Source organism: Spirosoma luteolum (genome assembly GCF_054778875.1).
In genome coordinates this window covers 907,704-922,050 of sequence record NZ_BAAGZE010000003.1, presented here as the reverse complement: position 1 = coordinate 922,050, position 14,347 = coordinate 907,704, and the positions used below count along the sequence as shown (strand labels likewise).

General features: G+C 59.5%; 14 protein-coding genes and 1 tRNA gene. 6 read left to right on the top strand and 9 right to left on the bottom strand.

Annotation, left to right across the window (positions count from 1 at the left end; translation table 11 throughout):
• The first annotated feature begins 73 nt into the window (after window positions 1-73).
• The 3 genes from lhgO to ACYVAC_RS06570 all read left to right on the top strand — a co-directional run bounded on the left by lhgO (window position 74) and on the right by ACYVAC_RS06570 (window position 2,441).
• On the top strand, window positions 74-1,270 hold the full coding sequence (gene lhgO / locus ACYVAC_RS06580; protein WP_461096802.1) for an L-2-hydroxyglutarate oxidase: 1,197 nt from the start codon (window positions 74-76) through the stop codon (window positions 1,268-1,270).
• A gap of 120 nt (window positions 1,271-1,390) precedes the next feature.
• Complete coding sequence (locus ACYVAC_RS06575) at window positions 1,391-1,897, top strand: Dps family protein (RefSeq protein WP_461096801.1); 507 nt, start codon at window positions 1,391-1,393, stop codon at window positions 1,895-1,897.
• A 91-nt stretch (window positions 1,898-1,988) separates the two neighbouring features.
• Window positions 1,989-2,441: an NUDIX domain-containing protein gene (locus ACYVAC_RS06570; RefSeq protein ID WP_461096800.1), complete on the top strand. Its 453-nt coding sequence runs from the start codon at window positions 1,989-1,991 to the stop codon at window positions 2,439-2,441.
• An 86-nt stretch (window positions 2,442-2,527) separates the two neighbouring features.
• Here the strand turns inward: ACYVAC_RS06570 and ACYVAC_RS06565 are convergent, their stop codons facing one another.
• The 3 genes from ACYVAC_RS06565 to ACYVAC_RS06555 form a co-directional block, all read right to left on the bottom strand.
• Window positions 2,528-3,898 (bottom strand): M20/M25/M40 family metallo-hydrolase, encoded by a 1,371-nt coding sequence (locus ACYVAC_RS06565; protein ID WP_461096799.1) that lies wholly within the window; start codon window positions 3,896-3,898, stop codon window positions 2,528-2,530.
• A gap of 268 nt (window positions 3,899-4,166) precedes the next feature.
• Window positions 4,167-4,730 (bottom strand): hypothetical protein, encoded by a 564-nt coding sequence (locus ACYVAC_RS06560; protein WP_461096798.1) that lies wholly within the window; start codon window positions 4,728-4,730, stop codon window positions 4,167-4,169.
• Between the two features lie 66 nt (window positions 4,731-4,796).
• Entirely contained in the window at window positions 4,797-5,147 is a 351-nt protein-coding gene (locus ACYVAC_RS06555) for a tRNA-binding protein (RefSeq protein WP_461096797.1), read from the bottom strand.
• A gap of 112 nt (window positions 5,148-5,259) precedes the next feature.
• Between ACYVAC_RS06555 and ACYVAC_RS06550 the strand changes: the two genes are divergently transcribed.
• Complete coding sequence (locus ACYVAC_RS06550) at window positions 5,260-6,621, top strand: PQQ-dependent sugar dehydrogenase (RefSeq protein ID WP_461096796.1); 1,362 nt, start codon at window positions 5,260-5,262, stop codon at window positions 6,619-6,621.
• Between the two features lie 59 nt (window positions 6,622-6,680).
• Here the strand turns inward: ACYVAC_RS06550 and ACYVAC_RS06545 are convergent, their stop codons facing one another.
• A complete protein-coding gene (locus ACYVAC_RS06545) occupies window positions 6,681-8,720 on the bottom strand; it encodes a hypothetical protein (protein ID WP_461096795.1) in 2,040 nt (679 codons plus the stop codon).
• Window positions 8,721-8,753: 33 nt separating this feature from the next.
• Complete coding sequence (locus ACYVAC_RS06540; RefSeq protein ID WP_461096794.1) at window positions 8,754-10,799, bottom strand: OPT family oligopeptide transporter; 2,046 nt, start codon at window positions 10,797-10,799, stop codon at window positions 8,754-8,756.
• Between the two features lie 119 nt (window positions 10,800-10,918).
• Between ACYVAC_RS06540 and ACYVAC_RS06535 the strand changes: the two genes are divergently transcribed.
• Window positions 10,919-10,994 (top strand) — tRNA-Gly (locus tag ACYVAC_RS06535).
• Window positions 10,995-11,113: 119 nt separating this feature from the next.
• Here the strand turns inward: ACYVAC_RS06535 and ACYVAC_RS06530 are convergent.
• The 3 genes from ACYVAC_RS06530 to ACYVAC_RS06520 form a co-directional block, all read right to left on the bottom strand.
• On the bottom strand, window positions 11,114-11,509 hold the full coding sequence (locus ACYVAC_RS06530; RefSeq protein ID WP_461096793.1) for a type II toxin-antitoxin system VapC family toxin: 396 nt from the start codon (window positions 11,507-11,509) through the stop codon (window positions 11,114-11,116).
• Window positions 11,509-11,745 (bottom strand): hypothetical protein, encoded by a 237-nt coding sequence (locus tag ACYVAC_RS06525; protein ID WP_461096792.1) that lies wholly within the window; start codon window positions 11,743-11,745, stop codon window positions 11,509-11,511. The genes ACYVAC_RS06530 and ACYVAC_RS06525 overlap by 1 nt, the downstream gene beginning before the upstream one ends.
• Window positions 11,746-12,014: 269 nt before the next feature.
• Window positions 12,015-12,251 (bottom strand): hypothetical protein, encoded by a 237-nt coding sequence (locus ACYVAC_RS06520; protein ID WP_461096791.1) that lies wholly within the window; start codon window positions 12,249-12,251, stop codon window positions 12,015-12,017.
• 140 nt (window positions 12,252-12,391) lie between these two features.
• On the opposite strand from ACYVAC_RS06520, the gene ACYVAC_RS06515 reads away from it, so the two are divergent.
• A complete protein-coding gene (locus ACYVAC_RS06515) occupies window positions 12,392-12,826 on the top strand; it encodes a hypothetical protein (protein ID WP_461096790.1) in 435 nt (144 codons plus the stop codon).
• On the opposite strand, the gene ACYVAC_RS06510 is transcribed toward ACYVAC_RS06515, so the two are convergent.
• The gene (locus tag ACYVAC_RS06510; RefSeq protein WP_461096789.1) at window positions 12,823-14,307 is read right to left on the bottom strand and encodes a BCNT domain-containing protein; all 1,485 of its coding nucleotides are present in this window, start codon (window positions 14,305-14,307) and stop codon (window positions 12,823-12,825) included. The genes ACYVAC_RS06515 and ACYVAC_RS06510 overlap by 4 nt on opposite strands.
• Between the last annotated feature and the right edge of the window lie 40 nt (window positions 14,308-14,347).

The following is a 14,347-nucleotide window of genomic DNA, read 5'->3' as shown; positions in this document are numbered from 1 at the left end:
CGCGTATCTTTGCGGGCGGTACCTGACCTGACAGATCGACCTGGCTAACGGGGCGTATCGGGTACCGGCTCCTATGACAGATGTACTCATCATTGGCGGAGGTATCGTGGGACTGGCCACGGCCCTGCGTATCAAACAGCAGCGACCCGACCTGAGCGTGCTGCTGATCGAAAAAGAACCCGCCGTGGCCCGGCACCAAACCGGCCACAACTCGGGCGTTATTCACTCCGGCCTCTACTACAAACCGGGGTCGCTCAAAGCAACCAACTGCATTCGGGGCTACCAGATGCTGCTCGACTTCTGCCGGGCCGAATCGATTCCGTTCGACCTGTGCGGTAAAATCGTGGTGGCTACCAAAGCCGAAGAGATGCCGCAACTTGACACGCTTTACCAGCGCGGTCAGCAAAACGGCCTGACGGGACTGCGGAAACTGTCGGTAGGCGAAATGCGCGAAATCGAGCCGCACGTCAGTGGAGTGGGCGGCATGTTTGTGCCGCAGACCGGTATCATCGACTATAAGCAGGTATCCGAAAAATACGCCGAGAAATTCCAGTCGCTGGGGGGCGAAATCCGCCTGGCCGAGCGGGTCGAGCAGGTAACGCCCGGCACCAGCCTGAGCATTGTGGTTACCGACAAAAACCGGTACGAAACCAAACTGGTGGTCAACTGCGCGGGGCTCTACTCCGACAAGATTGCCCAGCTGACCCAGCGCGACGCGGTCGACGTGCGGATTGTGCCGTTTCGGGGCGAGTATTTCAAGCTCAAACCCGAGAAGGAGTATCTGGTCAAAAACCTGATCTACCCCGTCCCTGACCCGAACTTTCCGTTTCTGGGGGTTCACTTCACGCGCATGGTACACGGGGGTGTAGAAGCCGGCCCCAACGCGGTGCTGGCCTTCCGGCGTGAGGGCTACACCAAAACCGACATCAGCCTGAAAGAGCTGGGCGAAACACTGGCGTGGCCGGGCTTTCAGAAGGTAGCGGCCAAATACTGGCAAACGGGGCTGGGCGAAATGTACCGGTCGTTTTCGAAGGCTGCCTTTACCAAAGCCCTGCAGGCACTGATTCCTGCCATTCAGGAGCAGGACCTCGAGGATGGCGGGGCCGGTGTGCGGGCGCAGGCCTGCGATCGGACGGGCGGATTGCTCGACGATTTTGCCATTTTGGAGAACGAAAAAGCGATCAATGTGGTCAACGCGCCCTCGCCGGCTGCCACCTCGTCGCTGTCGATCGGGCAAACGGTTTCGGAGAAAGTAATGGCCCGTTTCTAGGTCGGATTAACCCCCGGTTAAATCATGTCGGCCGGCCAAACATTCGGCCTGACCGTCGGTTCTGAGCATACATCCGGCCCTGTGCCCAGTACCGGCACAGGGCCTTAACCCGGAACAGACATGCCTACGCTCAAAACGGACAACGTTCTCGATACGCCCACCGACCTCGACGCCAAAGGCTGCGAGCAGGTAACCGAATCGCTCAACCGGCTGGTAGCCGATGCGTTCGCGCTTTACATCAAAACCAAGAATTACCACTGGCACATGTCGGGGCGCCATTTCCGCGACTATCACCTGCTGCTCGACGAGCAGGCCAGCCAGATTCTTGCTTCCATCGACCCGCTGGCCGAACGCGTCCGCAAAATCGGCGGAACCACGCTTCGCTCGGTGGCGCACATTGCCCAGCTGCAGCGGGTGAAAGACAACGACGATGATTTTGTGGCGCCCAAAGCCATGCTGACCGATCTGGTGACTGAGAATAAAAAGATGGCTGCCAACATGCGGGCGGCCCACAAAATCGCCGATGATGCCGAAGATGTGGCAACGGCCAGTTTGCTCGAAGTGTATATCGACGAAACCGAACGCCGGACCTGGTTCCTGTTTGAGACCACCCGGGAGTTGAATTAAGTCATGATGCGGTGAGTAGCCGGGCCAATTTTGTGGTTACTTTGGTGTTGAAACCAACCACAGACGCCGTTCGGCAACCCGCCTTTTTTGTATGAAAGTTCGTCCTTCCGCGCTGATCTGGCGTATTCAGAATAACCAGACCGACGTGCTGCTGATGCGGTACAACTACGGTGGGCAGGATGTATTTGCCCTGCCGGGCGGCAACCCCGATCGGGGCGAAATCCTGACTGAGACCGTCGTCCGCGAAATCCGCGAAGAACTGGGCGTATCGGTCGATGTGGGCGAGATGATTCTGGCCGGCGAGATGCTCCTGACCGAGCGAAACGACGATGTGCTGCACGTCGTGTTTGCCGCCCGCAACCTGCAGGGCATACCCGCGCTGAACCCGGCCGAAACATCGGCGCTCGAACTGGTCTGGAAGCCCATTGCCGACCTGACCGATCTCAACCTGTACCCAAACGTGGGGGCGCGGCTGCTGCCATGGTTCACGAGTGCTACTTACCTGGGGTACGTGGGCCGCATCGAGCAGCAGTATTTTGGGTGAGTAGGGTATACGCAAAACACACAGGACGCCCCCTTGCCAGCACCGCGGTGCTGGCAAGGGGGCGTCCTGTGTGTTTTGCCGGCCAGTTACCGGAGGTTGGGCACCGGCAGTACGGGCAGACTTTCGTTGCCATCGGCGCTCACGGCCTGCACGGCAAAGTAGTAGTTGTCTTTGGAGTAGGGCAGAGTCATACCCAGTTTGGTGGTGAAAAACTTCTTCTGCCAGAACGGCCAGTACGTTTCGCGCATCAGCACGTAGTACCCTTTGACGCTGCCCGTAGCGGGTGCCTGCCAGTAGAGCGCGGTCGAATTGGTCAGGTTGCGCACATCGACCGTTACTTTTTGCGGTACGGCGGGCGCTTTGGCCAGGTTGGCCAGCGTGGCGAGGTTGACCGCCGTGTTTTTGCGCAGGTACTCGAAGTCCATAAACTTGGCGTAGTCGCCAAATTCGGTGCCTTTTTCGGTGCGCAGGTCCTGGTGCTGATGATCGTAGTTTTCGTTCATCTCGGTTAGGCGCACGGCCGCAAAGCCCCGCTGCACGTAAGGCGTATGGTCGCCCCCGCGCAGGTAGCGGTCGTTGCGGTACACCATCACCACCTCCAGGTTTTCGACGTAGCGCTCGCCCACTTCCTTGAGGTAGCGCGCCAGCGACCGGGCTTTGCCATCGTTCTCGGTACCGAACTGCCGAATCTGGCCGATGCGGCCAGTCGTGTCTTTAAGCAGGTTGCCGGGCAGGCCTTCGCTGAACACCCGCAGCCGCGTGTTGTCGATGATGGTGGTTTCGTTGCTGTGGTTGCTGCCCATGATGTCGTTGTTGAGCACGGCTTCCAGGTTCCATTTTTCCTGCACGGCCCGCTCGCTTAGGTGCTCGGCCCCCAGCAGCCCCTGCTCTTCGCCGGTGAGCGCTACGAACACGATGGTAGCCGGAAACTGGCTCTTGCTCATCACCCGGCACAGTTCGATCACGGCGGCCGTGCCCGAGCCATCGTCGTTGGCGCCCGGCGCATCGGCCTCACGGTTCATCACGTTGGTTACGCGGCTGTCCATGTGGCCCTGCACGATAAACACCCGTGTGTCATTGGGATCGGTACCTTTCAGGGTGGCCATCACGTTGCCCATATTGGCGGGTTTGTCGATCCGGCGGCCATCGGCCTGCAGCGTCCAGGTGTCGATCGTGGCCGTCAGCCGGCCACCGGCCTGTTTGCCGTACTGATTGAATTTGCTCAGGATCCAGTTGCGGGCAGCACCGATGCCTTTCCGGGGGTCGGTGGTGGTGCTGAGCGTATGCCGGGTGCCGAAGCTGACCAGGCCATTGATATGCGCGCGGAGGCTGTCGGCAGATACCTGTGTAACGAGATCGGCAATCTGCGGATCCCGGTTGACAATGGTCTGGGCCTGTACCGTGGCTGTCGACAGCAGGGCGCCAGCCAGGAGGGGAGTCAGTAGATGAAGTTTCATGAATTGATGCTTGGGTCGATGAATATACGGCTCAGCCGACAATTATCGGTATACTGACGCCCCTGCTGGTTGAAATGCCGTATGTTCTCGTTGGGGAGTTGTCGGGTAGGCGGGTAGGATTCTGGCTCATTCACCACGCCTGTTTGACTGGGGCTGTCTATTCGAATGGCTGTACGGGGCCGGAATGGGCCAGCGGGGCCGCCGGATAGGCGGTCGGATTGTGACAACGAAACGGGTATGAAAGCCAATGAATTGACTGGCGAACCTGTTAAAAACCCCAGGCGATGCCGGCGCCGAGGGTGGCCTGCCCGGTGAGGGGAACGGGCGTAACCGACAACCCAACCCGGGGCTGGCGCATCAGCTCATTGTATCGTGCCACCGCCTTGTTGACATGGCTATTACCTACCACAGAGAAGGTAAGCGAAGCCGCAATCGATGAGCCATACACAATCCAATAGGTGCCGTTGCGACCACTCGGGTTGAAAAGGACGTAGGCGAGTGTGGCCAGCGATGTCAACCGGCTCAGGGTTGTCATGGTCCGGAACGTTTTGAAGTGGTGCGAAACGGTGGGGTCGTTCAGTTCGAAAAAAGGAACTTCGAGTGAAAACGGCGACGACAGTTTTTTGCCCCCGTAGAAATACACACTACCAAAGGCCGATGATCCCGCTGCCCGTTCGATGGGTTGCAGGTGGGCGGGTATGGGAGCCGTCCGGTAGTAAACCGAATCGTTGGCCATCGGCTGTTGAGCCAGTGCAGGCAGGCTCAGGGTCAGTATAAATAGCGCGGTCAGCAGTCGCAGGGCGTAGGGTAGTGGGGTTCGACGAACGGTCACGGTATCAGACGATTGGGATAAGGTCGGGCCCGGTAGGGCAATATGGGCATAAAGGTAATCGGCAGGCTAGGCAATTCGCAGGCCGTTGGGAGCCGGTCGCTCGGTTTGCAGCAGCGTAACGGTGCCCTCCGGGTCGACTGCGCCCAGCACCAGACACTCGCTGATGAAATTGGCAATCTGTTTGGGCGGAAAATTAACCACCGCCACCACCTGCATGCCCACCAGCCTGTCGGGCGTGTAGAGGGCCGTCAGCTGGGCCGAGCTGCGTTTATGGCCCAGTTCCCCAAAGTCGATGGTGAGCTGATAGGCCGGTTTGCGGGCCTTCGGAAACGGGGTGGCCGCCACGATGGTGCCGGTGCGAATATCGACCCGCTCGAAGTCAGACCAGCTGATCGGATCGGAGGGAGATGTTGACATACAATCAGAAAAAAAGCGCTCGGCCTGCGCACGCCGGCGGGCAGAAACTTTTGCCCCATACGACGGGTTACCCACGCGTTGTCTACTTCTGAATCAAATGTACCCTCTCCGCATGAAAACGTCGTTACTTTTTCTGGCTGCTGCTACAAGCGTAGCCGTGGCGGGCAAACCCGGCACGCCCCCCGCAAAGCCAGTACGGCCCGGCACCCCGGCTGCTTCGGTGGCCACGTTTGCCCCCGACCCCGATAATGGCGGTATTCGGCTGGCCAAAGGCTTCGGAGCGCTGGTCTTTGCCGATAATCTGGGCAAAGCCCGCCACGCTGCGGTTGATCCCGTTACGGGCACAGTATTCGTGAAACTCGACCGGCTCAAAGACGGGAAGGGCATTGTGCAGCTGCGCGATAACAACGGCGATGGCCGGGCCGACCAGACCGTTATGTTTGGCAACTACCCCGGCACCGGTATCGGCATCTACAACAATTACCTCTACGCATCGTCGGATACATCGGTTTACCGGTACAAGCTGACCAATGGCAAAGTCATGGACACGACGCCGGCCGAGCCCATTCTGGGCGGCATTGCGCTGCAGCGGCAGCACGCCGGTAAGTCGCTGGCCCTGTCGCCGGCCGGCAAACTGTACGTAAACTTCGGCGCACCGTCGAACGCCTGTCAGGAGAAAGATCGCCAGAAGGGATCGAAGGGTATGGACCCCTGCCCGATTCTGGAGAACTACGGCGGTATTTGGGAGTTCGATGCGAACAAACTCAACCAGAAACAGTCGGACGGAAAACGCTATGCTACGGGTATCCGCAACGCCGTGGCCCTCGACTGGAACACCACCACCAACACGCTTTACGCGCTGCAGCACGGCCGCGACAACCTCAACAACTGGGGCGGTATGTTTACCGACTCGCTGAGCGCCGAACTACCTTCTGAGGAGTTCCTGATGGTGAAAGATGGTGCCGACTTCGGCTGGCCCTACTGCTACAACGACCATTATCAGAACAAGAAATTGCTGGCGCCCGAATACGGCGGTGACGGTAAGACGCAGGATCGCTGCGCGGGTAAGGAGAAGCCCATCATGGCGTTTCCGGCCCACTGGGCACCCAACGATCTGCTGTTCTACACGGGCAACCAGTTTCCGGCCCGCTACAAAAACGGCGCGTTTATCTGCTTCCACGGCTCCTGGAACCGGGCTCCCCTGAATCAGGGTGGCTATTTTGTGGCCTTCGTGCCCTTCGGTAAAGACGGACGTCCGTCGGGGCCGTACGAAGTGTTTGCCGAAAACTTTGCCGGTGTTGCCGAGCTGGGTAAGCCCGGCGAAAACGCCAACGCAGGTAAGCTCGAACTGGCCAGCCCCGGCGATGCCAAAGCCCGCCCGATGGGCCTGGGTCAGGCGCCTGATGGCTCGCTGTACGTGACCGACTCGGTGAAGGGCAAGATGTGGCGGATTATGTACACGGCCAAAAAATAAGCCATTACCGGCGCAGGTGGTTGCGGGGGTTCATCGATAGCGGTGAGCCCCCGTTTTGTTTACCGGTTGCGCACCCGCCGGAACGCCCGGCTGAGTCGGGCCAGTTCGGGGTTGCTGAGACTGATGGAATCGTGGGCCTGCTCGCTCAGGCGGCTCGCCACCCGGTCGGAGAGGTACCAGCCCAGCGGGTAGCGGTCGTTATAGGCCAGCCGCAGCGTGAGGTAGTTGGTTTTGGGGTCGGCGAAGCGGTCGACGAAGGAATTGAACATGTTGTCGCGCGTGACCGAGCCATTGTCCCAGGCATTGAAGAAGCCCAGCAACGGCACCCGGATGATCTGCAGGATAGACCGGCTGCGCGGCAACTTGCCCAGCGTACTGCTGTTCTGAATGAAGAGGATGTAAGGCTGCACCACAATACGCTCGTTGGTGCTGAGTCGGCGGATGGTTGGCACAAGGTTGTTGAGCAGCTGGAAACAGGTCTCGACGCCCGAATTGTCGAAATACCCCCCGTCGACGATGTGTCCGCCAAACGGCACGGTCTGGCCCCGTACCAGGCTGTCGCGCCGAATACGGGCGCCGTTGGTCACGATGGGGAACCGGCTGCAGAGCGACGCAGCTGTTTTGATCGGCACATCGCTGCCCAGTACATCGAGCGTAGGCACTACATCGCGAAAATAACGCGGATCGAGCCGCAGGTTCGACGTAATTACTTTCTGGCCCGATTCGGCCAGCGTGCCGTTGAGCAGCAGCGAGGGCAGCTCGTAATTATACGACCCGTCGGGCCGCTGGTATAAACTCGTCAGGGACTGATCGAAGGTGGGCAGCCCCAGGTTGGTGCGGTACGAATCGGCCCAGGCATCTTCGAGCCACTTGGCCCGCTCCAGCGCGGGAATCGGGACGGGCAGTAGCCGCTGGATCGACTCCGGGAACAGCAGCGTGGCTGTTACCGCCGACAGGTAATCATCGCGGATGACCCGCCGGAAATCGGTGAAGCGACGAATACGACCCGCTCCCGGTACGTCGCGCAGAAACGCGGTGTAGAAGGCCACACCAACGCCCCCGCCCGATACGCCACTCAGGGCGTAGACGTGCCGGCTGAAACCCGGAATAATCGAGTCGAGCCGAATCAGGGTCTCGGCCGTCCAGTTCAGCGCCCGGGTACCCCCGCCCTCGGCCGCTACCAGTATGAGCGGAATCGTGTCGCCGGGCACCGGCTGCCGCGCCCGCAGCCACTCGGCCAGGTGCTGCTCAACGGTGGGGCGCCGGTTCAGGGCCGGCACATCGGGGCCTGTGGCCCGGCGCACGTCGGTATTGTCGTTGACCGAGCTGACCAGCACCAGATAGGTACCTACGCCCAGCATCAGCGGCCGGTAGCGGTAATCGTTGAAGTACGCCAGCAGGCCACCCCAGAAGGTAAAAAACGCAATACCCAGAATAACGACGGCGGTTGGGCGCAGCTGCCGTGCCACGCCCCACTCGACCGGTAAACTGAATAGCACCAGCAGTACAACGGTCAGTACCAGCCCCTTCGCCACCACCCAGCGACCCAGCGGATGCCGCCAGAGCACTCGGATGTCCTGCCGCAAACTGGTGTAGCGATCCCGAAAGGTCCAGCGGGCGGGCAGGCAGAAAACGGGCAGGTTTCTTTCAGCCTGCCTGAACAGCACCAGCATGCCCACGCTGCCCAGCCCCAGCAGGTAGGGCTGGAGCCGGCTGGGTTGCCAGAAGGCCGCGGCCAGAATGAGCATGGGCAGCATACCACCCAGCCGGGGCAGCCATCGCAGCAGCTGATCGGTGGCGTAGTTGAGCCGCAGGCCAACGGGGGCAATGTGCAGAATGAGCCGGGTGCTGCCATAAACTACCCAGCTCCAGATAAAAGCCGTGAGCACGATGAAACCAAACAGCGGGTTCAGGATACCCGCGTCGCTAACGGCTTCGATCATGTCGACGGCCTGATCGGGCACGGTCAGTACGTAAGTGGCCAGTACCAGCGTCACGATGATGACGAAGGCGTTGCGCTGCGTCTGGTAGAACGCAACCAGGTAATCGCCCACGATAGCCCGGAAACCGGCGGGGGGCTCATGCTGCGCGTGGTGCATACGAACGGAGCCGGGGGCTCAGGTTGGGAGCGATCAGGCTCGTTTGATACCGATTCGACCCAGCAGCAGCGCCAGCCCGACAAAAGACAGTGCCCCCAGCACATAGTAGCCCCCTTCGCCGAGGGCGCCCACCAGCGCGGGTTCGAGGGTAAGCGAGGTGAGGGCATTGTAGATCGACTCGTTGACCGACAGCAGCGCCACCGCCACCCCCGCCAGCGCACCCCCGGCCACCAGACCGGTTGCAAACAGACTGCCTTTGCCCAGATCGGCATCTTCCTCGACGGTGTTGGTGCGTTTCGCATTCCACTCAACAGCGGCCTTCACCAGGCCACCGGCGAAGATGGGCAGGGTGGTCGACAGGGGCAGGTACAGGCCGACGGCAAACGCCAGGGCACTGACGCCACACAGTTCGAACACGAAAGCGATAAACGCCCCAACCAGCACAAACTGCCAGTCGAGGTTGAACGACAGCAGCCCTTTGATGAGCGTAGCCATCAGGGTGCCCTGTGGCGCCGGAAACTTGTCGGACCCGATGGCGTGGGTAATGCCCTGCGCCAGCAGATCGGGCGTGGGCGTATCCAGAATCTTGACCGTAGCCCCTACTACCAGCGACGATACGATGACGCCGATAAACAGGGCCATTTGCTGGTAGCGCGGGGTAGCCCCGATCAGGTAACCCGTTTTGAGATCCTGTGAGGTAGCCCCCGCGTTGGCAGCCGCCACGCAGATCATACTGCCCACCACCAGCACGGCCGGTTCGTAAACTTTGCCCGTCAGCCCGAAGCCGATAAAGACGAGGGCCGTACCCATGATGGTGGCAATGGTCATGCCCGACACGGGCGATGAACTGGAGCCGATGAGCCCGACGATCCGGCTGGCTACCGTGACGAAGAAGAACCCAAACACGATCACCAGTACGGCAATGAGCAGCTTGGTCAGCCACGAATCGCCGGGTATCTGCGGCAGAATAACCATCAGGGCAATCAGAATAACGCTCCCGATCAGCACGATGCGCACGCTCAGATCCTGCTCGGTGCGGCTTACGGCTGTCTGCCGGGCCTCCGCTTCGATGGCACTGACTGAGGACTTGCTGAAGCTCTGGCGGAACGACGACACGATGGTCGGGATGGTTTTGAGCAGGGTCATGAAGCCCCCCGCCGTGACGGCCCCGGCGCCGATCTGCCGGATGTAGGCGCGGTAGAGGGCGGCCGCTGCATCGCCAAAGGTGTGGGTCTGCGGATTCCAGTTGCCCGGTCCGCCGGGGGTTTGCAGGCTGGCCAGGTAGCCCAGCTTCTGCAGTTGCAGCGCAATGGTATCGCCCGGTACCACCGACGCCAGCAGCGGAATAAGTCCCAGCCAGGCCAGAATACCTCCGCCTACCAGCACCGCCGAAATACGGAACCCGATGATGTAACCGACGCCGAGGTATTCGGGCGTGATCTCGCCGGCGACCTGCGCCGACGGAAAAAACCGGTTTGCCTGCTTCGTGGCCCAGACGGGGGCTTCGGCAATCAGGTGCAGCACCTTCTGCAGAAAGGCGTAGACCAGCGCGGCCCCCAGACCCTGATAGGCCGTTTTGGCGAAGTCGCCTCCGCGCTCGCCCGCAATCAGCACCGACGCGCAGGCCGTGCCTTCGGGGTAGGGCAGGGTGCCGTGTTCCTGCACGATCAGCGACCGGCGCAGCGGAATCATCATCAGCGTACCAACCAGTCCACCCAGAATGGCCAGTGTCAGAATGGTCCAGTAGTTGAAGAAGTCGGCCCCCACGCCATCGGTCAGAAACAGAAAGCCCGGCATGGTAAACACCACACCCGACGCGATGCTTTCGCCGGCCGAGCCGGTGGTCTGGATAATGTTGTTTTCGAGGATGGTCGTGTTTAGAAACCGGCGCCCGAGCGAAATGGCCAGCACGGCAATCGGAATCGACGCCGACACCGACAGCCCCGCCTTGAGCGAGAGGTAAACGGTGGCGGCACCAAACAGTACGCCGAAGACCGAGCCGGTGATGATGGCTTTCAGCGTAAACTCAGCCGGCGATTCGGTAGCCGGAATAAAGGGTTTGTGATCGGGGGTCGTCATGCAGGGGGGCGTAGCCGGGTTGCTGGTCGGGAAAACTACGAAGCCCCGCGCACAAAGCCCAAAGAAGGCCCCAGGGTGCTTGACATTTTATCGATTTTACACCACCTTTGTTTCCCCAGGCGGGAGTAGCTCAGTTGGTAGAGCGGCAGCTTCCCAAGCTGCAGGCCGTGGGTTCGAGACCCATTTCCCGCTCCATAGTACAACAGCCAGTTAACCAGGTGTTAGCTGGCTGTTCTTTTTTTGGTCAAATCGTCTGGGAGGGCAGGAGTGACGCTTGGTCGCAATGGTTATCAATAGCCTGCTGGTTGGACTGCCTACCGGATCAATGTAAGCTGGGGAGTATAGCGGTCAAATTTGCCATCGCTGGATATAAAGGAAACTTGCTCGCATAGGGCAGTCGCTATCAGCAAACGGTCGAACGGGTCCCGATGGTCGTCAAATAAGGGGACCGTTTGGTAAGTATCCAGATGGCTGGGCAGTACTGGAAGCAGTAGCATATCCAATCGACTCATCTCCGCTACGATTTCGGTGGTGGTTCGCTGCGTATCGAGCTTGCCCAGTTTTGCTTTGATGGCAATCTCAAACAACGATGCGGCACTGACCAGTAGCTTGTTGGCCCGATTCTGAAGAATTGTTAACGCAGAAGAGGATAAGCGATTGTCGCCTTCCAGCATCCAGAGCAGAATGTGTGTGTCGATCAGATACCGCATCACATATACTCAGTTAGGTCGTCAAGCGGCTCGTCGAAGTCAGGAGCCAGCCGAAAACTACCTTTCAGGGTGCCTACCGGACGCGTCGATGGCACTGTTGCGTCAGTGTCTCGCTTAGGGCTGTCCGCCGTCGGTTCGTTCGATTCCCGTACGCGCAGCCCCAATCGGTAGGCAAGCCCCAGCAGCAGCTGGTAGTCTGCTTCGGCCTGCGTTTCGATAATCAGGGTATGATGCATAGGCGTTGGCTGTGTGCTTAACGTATGAGGTGGCTGAACCAGCATCGGGTTCAGCCACCTCATGCCTGTATTGGATGTTTTTCAAAGATACCAAAATCAGCCATTGCATCCGTCTGGTTAGCTGAGCACAGATTTCGTCGCCTGCTATTTTCTTTCGTTGGGTAATGCTACAGCATGGCATCAAAACGAAACCAGCCGGCCCGCACCAAGGCAAACCGGCTGGTTGTGTTCAGGGCAAGGTAGTAATGGCTGGCGCTGCCGGTGGGGCGTCAGGCGTGGGGCAGGGTCTTGATCAGGCTCCGGCGTACTTTTTCGGCGGCCGCCAGATCGGTCAGAGTGATGTTCATTTTCTGGCGCAAGGTGGGCGACGCACTCAGGATTTCGCTCGCCACCTGAATCAGCGCAGCCGCCGTGGCGGGGCCGTTGGCTTTGCGCCGGGTGGGGCGGCCCAGCGTGGTGGAGGTCGTCGCGAAAGGCGATTTTTCCGGGTTAAACGATGATTCCATGTTCGTGTTCGTTGTTGTTTCTGTTCTGTATAAAGAACAAAAAAACACGCGGTTTGGGTCCCTGTAGCTGGGGTGCAGAAGGCCCTTTTTACCGCCTGAATGGCCGTATTTCGCCAAATTTGTCGCGTACCTTTACCCCCATGAACATACGGCTTATAGGGCTATTGATGCTGGGTCTGCTCCTGACGAAACCGGGCATGGGGCAGTCGATTCCGCAGGGTGCCGATGGCATCGACCTGCACACCAAAACCGCCGATTCGGTACTGTTCCGGTCGGTGCAGGGGTTTCTGGAAACGCAGGAGTTTGTTATCGAAGATGCCGACGAAACCGCGCTTTCGCTCGAAACTGAACTGAAAGATGAACCCAACAATGTCAGGATTCGGGTGCTGGTAACCGTCGAAGAAGGAACAGCCCACTTCCAGGCGGAGGGCATCGGCAAGCCCGGCGATACCGACACCGACGAACTGTTTACGTACGAAGGCGACCGAAAAGCCGGCTTTGCGGTGCTGAGTCGGCTCGTCGATCAGTTTGCCAAGTCGTTTGATCGGGCCACGATCGAATACCTCACGCCCTAGCTGTCGGCGCTGGCCACGCTTTGTTCCTGCTCCTGCTGTTGCAGGCGCACCTGCTGGCCAATGGGCACGTATTCGACTTCGCAGGGGTAGCCAAACAAACAGTTGGCTTTGATCTGCTCGGCCACCCGCGCCGGTACCAGCTGCTCCCAGCCGTCGCGGCCTTCCTGAATCATCTCCAGCACGCCATCGGTCGAAATGTGCAGGTTTTCTTCGTTGTAGTCGCGGATGTCTTCGATCTTGTCGTTGCGGATCAGGTACTGAAACAGGGGCTCCAGGGTAGGGGGCAGCTGAAACTCGTTGCAGGTGTAGATAGACCCGTCGCGCAGAGTCGGGTACACAAACAGTTTCACCTTGCGGCTGAAGAGCGTGGCAAACGACTCCAGAATGCCGCCCGGCAGAAATTCGTAGTGCCCCTCCTCGAAAATGTATTCGAGGTTTGGAATACCTACCACCAGCCCGCACTTAAGCCGCGTCAGGCGCGACAGGTACGACACCAGTTTGTAGTACTCCAGGTAGTTCGAGATCATCACCGTCTGCCCCATCGAGCACAGAATGTCGACCCGGTCCAGAAAGTCTTTCTCGTCGATGCCCTGATCGTTGGCTTTGAGGTTGTGCAGCGTCAGCTCGGCCATCGACATTACCCGCGACTCATCCACGTCGTCTTCGGCCTTGAACTGCTTCAGGCCGTTCTCGATCATGTCCATCTGCACGTTGGTGACCGGGCGCAGCCGGCCGCGCATCACCAGAATGTGTTTTTTGTAGAGCGCTTCGGAGGGTTGCAGCACCTGTCCGTCGGAGCCGAAGAGGGCGGCATCGGTGAAGCCGTTCTTCACCAGGTGCAGCGTCATAAGCCGGTTGTCGACCTCGGCAAAGTCAGGGCCGTTGAAGCGGATCATGTCGATCTGGATGCGTTCCGGCGCGAGATCATCCATCAGCGACAGCACGAGCGTTTCGGGCGATTTGGCGTAATAGTAACAGCCGTAGATCAGGTTGACCCCGATAATGCCCAGCGCCTGCTGTTGCAGCACGTTTTCGTTGTCGAGCATCCGGACGTGGATAATCACGTCGTTGTAGCCGGCCTGGGGCGACAGCTGAAACCGGCAGCCAATCCAGCCGTGGGCGTCGTTGGTTTTCTGGTAGTTCAGCGCTACCACCGTGTTGGCAAACGCAAAAAACGTGGTGTCGGGGCCGCGCTTTTCGGCCAGGCGCTTTTCGAGCAGGCTGTATTCCTTATTCAGCATTTTCACCAGCCGCGACTCCACCACGTACCGGCCGCTTTCTTCGACGCCGTAGATGGAGTCGCTGAAGGTCATGTCGTAGGCCGACATGGTTTTGGCGATGGTGCCCGACGAACCGCCTGCTTTAAAAAACATGGCGGCTGTTTCCTGACCGGCGCCAATCTCGGCAAACGACCCGTAAATCCGGCGGTCGAGATTGATGCGCAGTGCCTTTTGTTTGGTGCCTATATTTTTTTCGTACATGATCCGTTTGGCTTGCTGACGCGAATGATCGGTATGCAAA

What these genes read in the sequence shown, in the direction of transcription:
- lhgO (WP_461096802.1), top strand. Translation starts at nt 74, where the DNA reads ATGACAGATGTACTCATCATTGGCGGAGGTATCGTGGGACTGGCCACG.
- ACYVAC_RS06575 (WP_461096801.1), top strand. Translation starts at nt 1,391, where the DNA reads ATGCCTACGCTCAAAACGGACAACGTTCTCGATACGCCCACCGACCTC.
- ACYVAC_RS06570 (WP_461096800.1), top strand. Translation starts at nt 1,989, where the DNA reads ATGAAAGTTCGTCCTTCCGCGCTGATCTGGCGTATTCAGAATAACCAG.
- ACYVAC_RS06565 (WP_461096799.1), bottom strand. Translation starts at nt 3,898, where the DNA reads ATGAAACTTCATCTACTGACTCCCCTCCTGGCTGGCGCCCTGCTGTCG.
- ACYVAC_RS06555 (WP_461096797.1), bottom strand. Translation starts at nt 5,147, where the DNA reads ATGTCAACATCTCCCTCCGATCCGATCAGCTGGTCTGACTTCGAGCGG.
- ACYVAC_RS06550 (WP_461096796.1), top strand. Translation starts at nt 5,260, where the DNA reads ATGAAAACGTCGTTACTTTTTCTGGCTGCTGCTACAAGCGTAGCCGTG.
- ACYVAC_RS06545 (WP_461096795.1), bottom strand. Translation starts at nt 8,720, where the DNA reads ATGCACCACGCGCAGCATGAGCCCCCCGCCGGTTTCCGGGCTATCGTG.
- ACYVAC_RS06540 (WP_461096794.1), bottom strand. Translation starts at nt 10,799, where the DNA reads ATGACGACCCCCGATCACAAACCCTTTATTCCGGCTACCGAATCGCCG.
- ACYVAC_RS06530 (WP_461096793.1), bottom strand. Translation starts at nt 11,509, where the DNA reads ATGCGGTATCTGATCGACACACACATTCTGCTCTGGATGCTGGAAGGC.
- ACYVAC_RS06525 (WP_461096792.1), bottom strand. Translation starts at nt 11,745, where the DNA reads ATGCATCATACCCTGATTATCGAAACGCAGGCCGAAGCAGACTACCAG.
- ACYVAC_RS06520 (WP_461096791.1), bottom strand. Translation starts at nt 12,251, where the DNA reads ATGGAATCATCGTTTAACCCGGAAAAATCGCCTTTCGCGACGACCTCC.
- ACYVAC_RS06515 (WP_461096790.1), top strand. Translation starts at nt 12,392, where the DNA reads ATGAACATACGGCTTATAGGGCTATTGATGCTGGGTCTGCTCCTGACG.
- ACYVAC_RS06510 (WP_461096789.1), bottom strand. Translation starts at nt 14,307, where the DNA reads ATGTACGAAAAAAATATAGGCACCAAACAAAAGGCACTGCGCATCAAT.